The 12102-nt window shown below is 34.9% G+C and carries 10 protein-coding genes; 9 read left to right on the top strand and 1 reads right to left on the bottom strand.

All coding sequences use genetic code 11. From position 1 onward, the window contains the following. Positions 1 to 64: 64 nt before the first annotated feature. On the bottom strand, positions 65 to 331 hold the full coding sequence (locus tag B3D94_RS03500; protein ID WP_291754730.1) for a DNA-binding protein: 267 nt from the start codon (positions 329 to 331) through the stop codon (positions 65 to 67). A gap of 552 nt (positions 332 to 883) precedes the next feature. On the opposite strand from B3D94_RS03500, the gene B3D94_RS03495 reads away from it, so the two are divergent. The 9 genes from B3D94_RS03495 (at position 884) to B3D94_RS03455 (ending at position 12101) form a co-directional block, all read left to right on the top strand. Then, on the top strand, positions 884 to 1333 hold the full coding sequence (locus B3D94_RS03495) for a helix-turn-helix domain-containing protein (RefSeq protein WP_291754729.1): 450 nt from the start codon (positions 884 to 886) through the stop codon (positions 1331 to 1333). A 226-nt stretch (positions 1334 to 1559) separates the two neighbouring features. Further along, on the top strand, positions 1560 to 2555 hold the full coding sequence (locus B3D94_RS03490; RefSeq protein WP_291754726.1) for a hypothetical protein: 996 nt from the start codon (positions 1560 to 1562) through the stop codon (positions 2553 to 2555). Between the two features lie 290 nt (positions 2556 to 2845). After that, complete coding sequence (locus B3D94_RS03485; protein WP_291754723.1) at positions 2846 to 3412, top strand: restriction endonuclease subunit S; 567 nt, start codon at positions 2846 to 2848, stop codon at positions 3410 to 3412. Between the two features lie 15 nt (positions 3413 to 3427). After that, positions 3428 to 4957 (top strand): type I restriction-modification system subunit M, encoded by a 1530-nt coding sequence (locus B3D94_RS03480; protein ID WP_291754720.1) that lies wholly within the window; start codon positions 3428 to 3430, stop codon positions 4955 to 4957. 92 nt (positions 4958 to 5049) lie between these two features. After that, a complete protein-coding gene (locus tag B3D94_RS03475) occupies positions 5050 to 6195 on the top strand; it encodes a restriction endonuclease subunit S (protein WP_291754718.1) in 1146 nt (381 codons plus the stop codon). A 44-nt stretch (positions 6196 to 6239) separates the two neighbouring features. Continuing rightward, positions 6240 to 9344 (top strand): type I restriction endonuclease subunit R, encoded by a 3105-nt coding sequence (locus B3D94_RS03470; protein ID WP_291754715.1) that lies wholly within the window; start codon positions 6240 to 6242, stop codon positions 9342 to 9344. A gap of 13 nt (positions 9345 to 9357) precedes the next feature. Beyond that, positions 9358 to 10080 carry a M48 family metallopeptidase gene (locus B3D94_RS03465; RefSeq protein ID WP_291754713.1) on the top strand — a complete coding sequence of 241 codons (723 nt, stop codon included), beginning with the start codon at positions 9358 to 9360 and terminating at the stop codon, positions 10078 to 10080. A gap of 139 nt (positions 10081 to 10219) precedes the next feature. Then, complete coding sequence (locus B3D94_RS03460) at positions 10220 to 11209, top strand: hypothetical protein (RefSeq protein WP_291754711.1); 990 nt, start codon at positions 10220 to 10222, stop codon at positions 11207 to 11209. Further along, positions 11199 to 12101, top strand: coding sequence for an SMODS domain-containing nucleotidyltransferase (locus B3D94_RS03455; RefSeq protein WP_291754708.1), 903 nt, complete (start codon positions 11199 to 11201; stop codon positions 12099 to 12101). Before B3D94_RS03460 ends, B3D94_RS03455 begins: the two co-directional genes overlap by 11 nt. The last annotated feature ends 1 nt before the right edge of the window (position 12102 follow it).

Genomic DNA, 12102 nt, shown 5'->3' with positions numbered 1-12102 from the left:
AGTTTAGAAATAATGAGATTTTTAATTAGCGGACGCTAATAGAAAAGTTGTTTACTGCGTGGAATTAAAATGAATGTTCAAGAAGGAAGCGGTCAATTTCGGTTTTAGACACGCGCTTTACACCGTCGATTTCGGCAACTTTAAGTCCCATAACTCGAAACTTGTTGAAGGTGTTGAAAGAGATGCTGATATATTGGCACGCTTCTTGTATAGACATCCATTCCTTCGAAGTTTCAGGCTTGTTACTGACAATTTGTTCGAGTAATTCAGCAATTGTGTTTAATACAATTGTTTGCGTAGTTGCTTGAATTTCCGCTGTATTTAGTTCCATTTAGAATAACCTCCTAATCGAATTGTTTTACATGTTAAGGTCATCAGAAAAGTAGTTACATAACGGCTCCTCCTTTCGCAATATGTAAATGGGTTTGTCGCAGGAGGAATTGGAATTTTAAGCAAAATAAAAACTGGCTTATTTAAAGATACATTCATACTTAGAGGGCGCACTTAGCCTATAAATGGGCGCAAAATACCCACTAATCGCTAAAAAGCACTCTAAATAAATACATGTAAATTTAAATAAACCAGCTAAAAATATCAAAAACTAAATAAAAAACATATGTGAAATTGCCTATATTCAATTTTTAAATACAACAAATTATTTTCCATGTCAACAAATCTTAATGAATTTTTTTGGAATTAAAAGAGAGCCAGACGCATCCAGCTCCCTTAAGTGCAAGCCGAAGCTATACACCGCGATTAATCTCAATTATATCACCAAATAAAAAAATATAGCGTATACAGTTATAAATGCTTTATTACTTTCTAAAATATATAAACTCATAAAAAAGGATTACCGTATCGGTATAGTTTAGGAGGTAATGAGATGAAACAGGTAAAGGTATTTGATGAAGCATTTGCGGACAAGTTAAAGCGACTAAGAAAGGCGCGAGGATTATCGTTGCAACGATTAGGTGATATGACTGGCGTAAGTCCGAGTTATATTTCGCGATTAGAGCGCAACGAAAAGCAGTCCCCATCGTTCCCAATTTTAGTAGAACTCGCGCGTGCGTTAAAGGTAGATGTATTGACGCTGGCGGAAGGGTTAGTTGAGCAAGAAGATGAAGTAGTAGATCTTTATTCGTTAATGTTCAAGTCACCGTTGCGCGTTGCGGACAAGATTTTAACTGAAGAGGAAACAAGGCAGGTAATTCATTTAATCGAACGAATTGCGAAATTTGACTGGAATGAACAAACAATGTGGCACGAACTTTGTGAGGTAGGGAGTTTAATATATGCTTTCAAAGGAAGGCACGCTGTTGGGCTGAGGACGTAATTGTTCTCGGTCTTTTTTATTACATAAAACGGGATCAAACATGATAAAGGCTTTTCAAAATCATTTTGCTTTGTATAATCATTTTTGATACGAAATTTTCAGCCTAAAAAAGAAATAATAATAGTTGAGTCGGGATAAAAAAATGTAAAGAAACCTAATCATACCAATGGTTAGACTTATCCCGCACCTCAAATGTACAGCTTCTATCATGAAAGGGGTAATTTGAATGCTTCATACGTTTCAAATGAATATTCACATCACAGAGGAGGACTTAAATACTTTAGAAGAAACTGTCGGCGGTAACTATAAACAAGTAAATGATTATATTCAAATGCATTATGGTGAATATTTTAATAATGCTTTTACAGTCAAAGTAGTGCGCCACCCAGGCAAAATCTATCTTTCATTAGTCGTAGATGTAATACTTCTTTTAAGGAAATCGGATATACAGGAATCAGATTATCCTAAAGTCAAGCAACGTATTATGGAATTGCTTATGATGCTAATAGGTCACGCACCTTATGAAGACCATACTTTAGTGAGAACTGATTATCGCTACGATGTCATTCTACCAAACAAACAGTTGCGTGAGCTGTATTTTCATTTAATTACAAAACATGTTGACCGCTATCGTTTTCAGCAAAAATATAAGGGGAAGAGGAACGCTTCAGGAGAGTTTGAAAAGTATATAACGACAATCTACCATAGTTCAGGTTCTATTGTTACAACTGCATATGATAAAGAGGCAGAAAGAGAAGCAAAGGAATGCGAAACTCAAGTGTACGAAAAAGATGTTGTACGATTCGAAGTGAGATTAATGTATCAACATCTATACTATAAAGCGAGTACGCGCTGTCCTAATCCTACCTCGATGCATTTATCAAATTATTTCAAAGATGAGCAGTTTAATGATTATCTTCAAAAGTATTTAATCCCAATTTATCCTCAAGGGGATTATTACAAATACTCCGAGGCTGAGCGAATTATTTGCGACTCTTCGCTTAGCGCTTCCGATAAAAATCTTCTAAAGGAATTCCTTCTAAAAACAACTTCTCATAGTTTAAGTACCCCTAAAAAACATGTGTCGCCACACAAGTATAAAAAGGCGATGCGCTTGCTTCAAAATCTGGGCATAAATCCAGTGTGCATACCAAAAAATTACCCTAAAGCTCCTAAACAATTTGAGAATCCATTAAACGACGTATATGCGAAATTCGAATAAATTCTATTTGCTGTTCTATTTAAAGTAGATGCGTGAGTATAATCGTAATTTTACACAACTTACTTTGAATGCTATTTGTGATTCTATTTCAATTCGAATTATGTTTGCGATTATAATCGTGATTCGATTAGATTATCCGCGCTGTTACACATTAATAATGTTAGCTTTGTAACTGAATCAAATAGTCTAAAAAATTTACGCACAATTTATTTGCAAACTTTACCTTTTTGTTATATGATGTATTTAACTTGAATGTTAAATATCCGATTTAACGAAACTGAGGTGATTTTTTGCAGTTAGGAGATATAGCGGATATTCGCGCAGGAATGGTAATTACGCGTAAAAAAGCAACGACCTCAAATGAAGTAAAAGCAACGTACCGCATGTTTACAGTTAAAAGCATTGATTCTTTAGAAGAATCGTTTGAGCAATTTGAAAGTAACGAGGTGCTAAGTCAGCATTATTTCACAAAGGAAGGGGATATACTGTTCCGATTGAATTATCCATATTCGGCGGTCTATATTGATGAATCAAAAGCAGGACTATTAATTCCTTCATCATTTGCAGTAATCGATGTTCAAGTGGATTTCATTTTACCTGAGTATGTAGCGTGGTATTTGAACACGGCGCCCGCAAAAAAAGAGTTAGAAAAAGGGCAGGCAGGTACGCGAATTCCAAGTACAAATAAAGCGACATTAAGTGGGATACCGATTGAATCAATGCCTCTCGAAAAGCAACGAAGCATTATTCAATTGTATAAGCTTCATTTACAAGAAACACAATTGCTGAACAAATTAATCGAAGAAAAAGAAAAGCTATTCCAAGCGCAGACAAACAAAGTGCTTCAAGGAATGTAATTAGGAGGAAATCACATGGTAGAGAAAGTTTCTCAAGATCAAATCAATAGTATATTATGGCAGGCCGCGGATACATTCCGCGGAAAAATCGACTCAAGTATTTATAAGGACTACATTTTAACAATGATGTTCATTAAATATTTAAGCGATTCGTATAAGGAGCACTTAGAAGAATACACAGAGCGTTATAACGGCGATGAACAACGTATTCAGCGTGCATTAACTCGTGAACGTTTTGTATTAGATGATGAGTCAACATTTGATTATCTGTACAGCAAACGTAATGATGCTGAAATTGGTGAAATTATTAACAAAGTGTTAGAGCGTATTGAAAATGAAAACACTGGTAAGCTTCGTGGCGTATTCCGTAACATCGATTTCAACAGCGAAGCAATTTTAGGGAAAGCAAAAGAACGTAACGCCATGTTACGTACATTATTAGAAGACATCAATAAGTTAAACTTAAAGCCATCAGTTATTGGGGATGAGGATATTATTGGTAATGCCTATCAATATATGATTGAGCAATTTGCTTCTGATGCAGGGAAAAAAGGCGGAGAATTTTATACGCCTACAATGGCTTCAGAACTGTTAGCTCGTTTAGTTAAGCCACAAGAAAATGACCGTATTTATGACCCTACATGTGGATCAGGCTCATTATTAATCCGTGTTGCGAAACAAGTACCAAACAATAAAGTAGCGATTTATGGTCAGGAGCGTAATGGTGCTACGCATGCGCTATCATTGATGAACATGTATTTACACGGCATCGATGACGCTAATATCGAGTGGGGCGATACGTTAGCAAATCCATTACATTTAGAAGAGGGAAAGCTAATGAAGTTCCAAAAAATCGTTGCAAATCCACCTTTCTCATTAGATAAATGGGCGATGGGTTTTGCAGGTGAAAGTAATTCAGATAGTAAATTTAAAATGGAAGCAAGCTTAGATCCACACCGCCGTTTCGAGTGGGGCGTACCACCAACATCAAAAGGTGACTATGCTTTTGTACAGCACATGCTTTACTCATTAGCTGAAAACGGTACAATGGCAACGATTTTACCGCATGGTGTTTTATTCCGTGGCGCAAGCGAAGGTAAAATTCGTCAGCAAATTATAGAGATGAATTTACTTGATACGGTTATTGGATTACCAAAAGGACTTTTCTACGGTACAGATATTCCAGCATGTATACTTGTATTCAAGAAGAACCGCTCCCACAAAGATGTGTTATTTATTGATGCATCTGGGGAGGACAACTATGAAAAAGGCAAAAATCAAAATAAGCTACGCGAAGAAGACTTACAAAAAATTATGAATGTCTATAACAACCGTGAAACAATTGATAAATATTCAAGTATAGCGACTTTTGATGAAATTAAAGATAATGATTTCAACTTAAACATTCCACGTTATGTTGATACATTCGAAGAAGAAGAACCTGTTGATATGGAAGCAGTGAAGCAAAACATTGTGAACATCAAAGAGGAGTTAAAAGTAGTTGAAGCGGAGATGGAGAAGTATTTGAAAGAATTAGGACTATGAGTTGTCAATTTATTCTTGATAGCTAAGGGTTTTATCTGTGAACTATTCGGTTTTTCCAAATGGTTCCTAAATAATTAACGAGGGCGGATTATATGAGTAAAAGAAAAACTCTTGAAGGATGGAGTAATGTAAAAGTAAAGGATATTTTAGATAGGGTTAGAAATCCTGTTGAGGTAATTAAGGATGAAAACTATACTCAAATAGGAATTAGATCTCATGGAAAGGGGATTTTCTACAAGGAACCAGTGACGGGTGAAGAATTAGGAAATAAGGCAGTTTTTTGGATAGAACCTGATTGTTTTATTGTCAATATTGTTTTTGCGTGGGAAATGGCAGTGGCACGGACTACAAGAAAAGATAAGGGGTATATAGCATCACATAGATTTCCAATGTATAAACCCAAGAAAGAGATTTTGGATTTAGACTTCATCACTTATTTATTTAAATCTTCACGGGGAAAGTATTTATTAAATTTGGCTTCTCCAGGAGGGGCAGGGAGAAATAAAACTTTAGGGCAGAAAGAATTTGAAGAAATTAATATTCTCTTGCCTACAGATATTGAGGAGCAAAGAAAAATAGCCTCTATTTTAATAACTTGGGACAAAGCCATTGAACTAAAAGAAAAATTAATCGAGCAGAAAAAAGAGCAAAAAAAAGGGCTAATGCAAAAATTGCTAACGGGTGAAAATAGGCTTCCTGGTTATGATGAAAAGTGGGAAAAGGTCGATTTCGAAGAAGTTTTTATTCGAATACCTATTAAAAAAAATCAAATTAAAACTAATGAATATTTAAAAAGTGGTAAATTTCCTGTAGTAGACCAAGGTAAAGAAAAAATTGTAGCTTATTCTAATGATGAATTAAAAGTTTTCCAAGTTGATTCAGGTGTAATAATATTTGGTGATCATACGCGAGAAAGAAAATTTATTGATTTTGATTTTATAGTTGGTGCTGATGGTACACAAGTTTTAAATACTAATGATGGATTTAATATTAAGTTTTATTACTATTGCTTATTAAACAAATACATTCCAAATACAGGATATAATAGGCATTTCAAATTCTTAAAGGAAATGTGGTTTTATAAACCTTCTTTAAAAGAACAAATAGATATAGCAGAGTTGCTGGCAAATATAGATGAGGAAATAAAACTTCTTTCCCAAGAACTTAAAATTGTTAGGCAACAAAAAGCAGGACTCATGCAACAACTTCTAACAGGAAAAATCCGAGTGAAGGTATAATACCTTTGCTCCTTTTCCTTCATTTATAGATTGGAGGTGGCGACATGTCCACTGAGCAACTTTATGATGAAATTAATATTAGTCAACAACCTGCGCTTGAAGTGTTGAAAAAGTTGGGGTACAACTATATTCCAACTGAGCAAGCAGAACGAATGCGCGGGAATCTTCATAACGTATTACTTCGAGATGTGTTGGAAGATCAACTACGAAAAATAAATCGTTATGAATCTAAAGGTGTAGCGTATTCATTTACAGAAAACAACATTCAACAAGCTATCCGTGATTTAGATGAGCCTTTAACGAACGGGCTTGTAAAGGCAAATGAAGCTATTTATGAAACAATTATGTTAGGGAGAAGCTATACTGAATTTCTTCCAGACGGCTCAAAGAAATCTTTTACAATACAGTTTATAGACTGGGATAATATCGAAAACAATGTCTTTCATGTAGTTGAAGAATTTTCTGTTGAGCGCGCGAACGGCAACCTTGCACGCCCCGATATAGTACTTTTCGTGAATGGGATTCCTTTTTCGGTTCTTGAATGTAAAAAATCATCCATTTCAATGACCCAAGGCATTAGTCAGATGATTCGCAATCAAAAAAATGATTATATCCCACAATTGTTTAAATTCATTCAAATTGTCATGGCGACAAATAAAAATGAAACGCAGTACGCAACTTGTGGTACACCGAAAAAGTTCTGGTCTGTATGGAAAGAAGAAGAGAAAGATTGGTTAGAGCAGTTATTACAAAGGGCAGTGACAGACCGTTTACCAACAACGCAAGATAAAAACATTATTTCAATGTTCCATCCAACGCGTCTATTGGAGCTAACCGCATTCTTTACACTATTCGATAAAGATGTAAAGAAGGTTACTCGTTATCAGCAGTATTTTGCAATTAAAGAAATCTTAAATACAGTAGAACAGCGTGATGAAAATGGTAATCGTCAATCAGGTGTCATTTGGCACACACAAGGTTCTGGTAAATCGTTAACGATGGTCATGCTGGCGCGATATATTTTAACAGAGTTATCAGATTGCAACCCAAAAGTAGTCGTTGTAACAGACCGTGTAGAGCTGGACAAACAAATTCATAAGACGTTTAATCATACGCGCCTAAAAGCAAGCCGTGCAAATTCGGGTAATCATTTAATTGAATTGTTGAATGATGGAAAATGCAACATCGTCACTACATTAGTGAATAAATTTAATACAGCGTCTGCAAAGCAACAAGTAAATGATTCACGTGATATTTTCGTTCTTGTTGATGAATCGCACCGCACACAGTACGGAGAGCTTCATAACAAAATGAAGAAAGTATTCCCAAATGCATCATATCTCGGTTTTACTGGTACGCCTTTAATGAAAAAAGAAAAGAGCACCATGATTAAGTTTGGTAAGCTCATTCATAAATATACGATTGCAGATGCAGTTAATGATAAAGCCATCGTACCTTTATTATATGAAGGGAAAATGGTCGATCAAACAGTTAATAAGACGGCAATTGATAACCGTCTAAATATGATTACACGTCATTTAAATGACAAACAAAAAGAAGAAGTGATGAAAAAGTGGGCGCACTTTGAACATATTGCATCTTCAGACCAACGTATTAGCATGATTGCATTTGATATTAACGAACATTTCTATCGCAACTATAAAACGCAAGGTTCGCAATTTAAGGCGATGTTGGCAACTAACAGTAAGATGGAAGCTATTCGTTATTTAAATTCATTTGAAGAGTTTGGCGATCTAAATTGCGCAGTCGTTATTTCTTCACCAGATCAACGCGAAGGTCATGATTCTATTGATGAAGAATCACAAGATTTAATTCAGCGCTTCTGGAAGAAAATGATGGACCGTTATGGCACTGCGGATGCGTATGAAGATGCAATCAAAGACGTGTTTATTAATGGTGATGACATAGACTTATTGATTGTAGTAGACAAACTTCTAACAGGCTTTGACGCACCACGGGCGTCGATACTTTATATTGATAAGCCAATGAAAGAGCATACGCTATTACAAGCGATTGCCCGCGTAAACCGACTTTATGAAGGTAAAGATTACGGTCTTATCATCGACTACCGTGGCTTACTTGAAAAGTTAGATGAAGCATTACAAATGTATTCAGGCGCTGGGCTTGAAAACTTCGATCCTGAAGATATTCAAGGCGCTATTTACGATATTATTACAATTATCGGTGAGCTTCGTCAGTACCATTCACAGCTTTGGGACAACATCTTTGCGCCGATTCGTAATAAGTCGGACGTTGAAGAGTATGAAGTGTTATTAGAAGACGAAGAATTGCGTAACGATTTTTATGACACGTTAAGTAAATTCGGACGTAACCTTGCTATCGCTTTAGAATCAGAGCGTATTTATAATGCTTTACAGGAAGATGAATTGAACAAATATAAGAAAGACTTAAAATTCTTTCAAGAGCTTCGCAAAAGCGTTAAATTACGATACTCAGATTCGATTGACCATAAGGAATACGAATCGAAAATGCAAAAGCTGATGGACCAATATATTTCAGCAGAAGATATTATTCGTATTACGAACCCAGTCGACATTTTGAACGAAAAAGGATTTGAGGAAGAGCTTGAACGTCTTGGCTCAAAACGCGCAAAAGCTGATGCAATTCGTACACGTTTAACGAAAAGCGTCAGCACGAAGTGGGATGAAAACCCAGCGTATTATAAGAAGTTCTCTGAGCGCATTCAGCAAGTAATTGACGAATATAAGGAAAAGCGCATTTCAGAAGCGGATTACTTAAATTCGATGAATGAATTGCTAAAAGAATTCCGCCAAGGAGAGCCGAAAGAAGATTATCCATCAATCATTAAAGATAACGGCCATGCACAAGCCTTTTACGGTGTTACGAAAGACCTTCTAACAATGAAGGACGAGCAAGTATCGTATGGCGACGAAGATTTTGCTAATTTAGCAATTAAGATGGATGCGATTATTAAGCAACATCAAAAAGTAGATTGGCATAACAACCCGCAAATTCACAATCGTATTGCGCAAGACATTGATGATTTATTGTTTGATTTCTCAAATGAAAATAATGTAACACTAGACTTCGACACGATTGACAAAGTGATTGAACAAGTAAAAACAGTAGCCATCAAGCGTTATTAAGGTAGTGAGCAATATGGAAAAGCACCAAATTCATTATGGCAGTCAGCCCATTGATTTTTGGATTGAGAGAAAAGACGTCAAAAACGTCAATTTAAACATTAAGCCTGATATGAGCATTCAAATATCAGCTAATGAGAAAGTACCATTAAGTTTTATATATGACTTTGTGAAAAGCAAAGGCTCCTGGATTTTGAAAAACGTAAAACAATTTGAAGACGTACTTCCACATAAACAAAGCGAACGAGAATATGTAAGTGGTGAGTCATTCAAATATTTAGGGAAGCAATACCGCCTGCGCGTCGAACAATCGGCAGACGAAGCGGTCAAGTATTTTAGAGGTTTTATATATTTGAAAACGCAGAACCCAGGGAACTTTTCAAAGAAAGAAAAGTTAATGGATGCGTGGTACAAGGAAAAGGCATTTAAGATTTTCGGTGAATCGTTAAATAAGATGTCCGCATTAATGGGGAAATACGGTGTTGAAAAACCTGAACTCGAAATCCGTGTCATGAAAGCGCGCTGGGGATCAGCACAAATTGACAACAATACGATTTTAATTAATACGGAACTTATCAAGGCGCCGAAATACTGCATTGACTATGTAATACTGCACGAATTAATACACTTTAAGTATAACAACCACAGTGAAAGCTTTTACAATATGTTATATACGCTCATGCCAGATTGGGAAAAGCGTAAAAAGATATTAGATGAAGAAATTGTGCGCGAACTATAACATCATGAACAGACATCCAGAATAAGTACGAAAGACAGTTTCTAAGTTTATTAGAGCTGTCTTTTTTTATGATATGAAACACTAATTTTAATAGTAATGTCTTTATTATATGAAAATTGGATTTGAGGTGACGGAAAGATTGTCAAATGAAAACAAAATAGAAGAAGGAAAAGTTTTTTCTGATAGGGCAAATACAATTGGTAAGTATTTGTTAATCGTCATTTTAGTCATCAACTTGTTCTTTTTAATTTGGATTGGGAAGTCAATTCATACAAAAGAAAAAATGCTTTTGAATGAGATTCATAATGTAAATGAGAATGTTACCGAGTTAGAAAAAGTTATTAATGAGGATGAAAAAAATAGTGCAGAATCTAAAAGTAAAGATGAAACAATAGAATTTTTAGAAGCCCAATATGATAAGTATATTGAATTTGCAGATAAGGACAGAGAGAGCTTTTTTAATTTAGTAAATCTCTTTTTTGTTGCTTTAGGCGTTTTAGTAACGGGGGCAATTGTAGTTATTTATTGGATGTTTGGACAGTCAAGGGATGAAGTAAGAAAAAATGCGAATCGAGAAATTGAAGCTTCCTTAGCAGGAATAAAATCAAGTGCTGAACAGAAAATAGGCTCATTAATTGATCCGAAAATAACAGAGTATGAAGAAAAATTAAATGAACTGACTCGTTTGCTTGATACTCAGTATAAATTGAAAAATAGTAACATTCTATTAATTAGTAACGATAATCAGAAAGATTCATTAGGTAAGGAATTACAAACACGCTCTAAAGCTATTGTAAATAAAGTAGAAATTCACTCAATGCAATTTATTGAAGAGTTCCAGCAATTTGTAGAAGAAAATAAAATGGATATGCTTATTTACCTCTATGAAGAGAGCTATGAAAATGAGCGACCAACTCTTGGAGTCTATCTGGAATTGTTAATTGAGAAGGATTCAAAGATTCCGATAATTATTTATACTGGCCGTGCATTTCTTGCAGGAATGAATTTGGAGTTAGCCAACCAATATCCATATTCTACTTTTGCTAATATGCCAGCAACCTTAACAACAAGTATTATTTCTCTCTCAAATATAATTTCATATGAAAGGAAAGATGAAGATGACTGCTAATGAGTATTTAAATCAATTATTAGAGGACTATAAGTTAAGTGATGATGAAAAAGAAGAAATTAAGACTAAAAGAGATGAAGTTAAAGAAAAGTTAGAAAGCCACTTTGGTTCTAAAATTGTAAAGATTAAGTATTCGGGTTCTATTTCTAAGAAAACTGCCATTAGTTCAAGTAAAGACATTGATATTGCGGTGCACTTTAAAAAGGATGCATTTGATACGTTAGAAAAAATGTATGATTCAGTATATGAGTTTCTTGAAGGTGAGTATGACAATCCAAGAAAGCAAAATGTTTCAATTGGATTAGAGGATGAAAATGTCGATGTAGTTCCTGGTAGGCGGTTAGATGAAGATACTTCAAATAATGATGTAAAGCTTTATAGAAGAGATACAGGAACATCCCTAAAGACTAATCTTGAAACACACAAGAATCATATTAAGGAAAGTGGTTGTCGAAAAATAATTAGGCTCATGAAAATCTGGAAATATAGAAACGACCTGAAATTTAAATCTTTTGCTTTGGAGTTATTAGTAATAAAAGCTTTAGATGGTTTTGAAGGAACAAGTTTAAAAGATAAAACTAAAAAAGTTTTAGAATACATTGAAGAAAATATTGAAACTGTTGAGCTAATTGATCCTGCGAATTCAAGTAATAATGTTTCAGATTCAATAAAGAGTATTAATAAAAAACGAATGAAATTAAAGGCAAAAAGTTGTTTAGCGTATTTAGATGGTATTGAAAGCGGAGATGAAACAGAACTATCTGCATGGAAAAAAGTATATAACGATGACACTACAGAAGACACAACTAATGAATCTAAGTTTAGCTTAAGTGGGATTGCTAAGAGAGATACGGCAGATTGGGGAGCGCAACCTCCAAGAAGGCATGGTTAAA

The sequence above is a fragment of the Lysinibacillus sp. UBA5990 genome (genome assembly GCF_002429815.1).
GTDB classification, from domain to species: domain Bacteria; phylum Bacillota; class Bacilli; order Bacillales_A; family Planococcaceae; genus Lysinibacillus; species Lysinibacillus fusiformis.
This window is presented reverse-complemented; position numbering and strand designations above follow the sequence as displayed.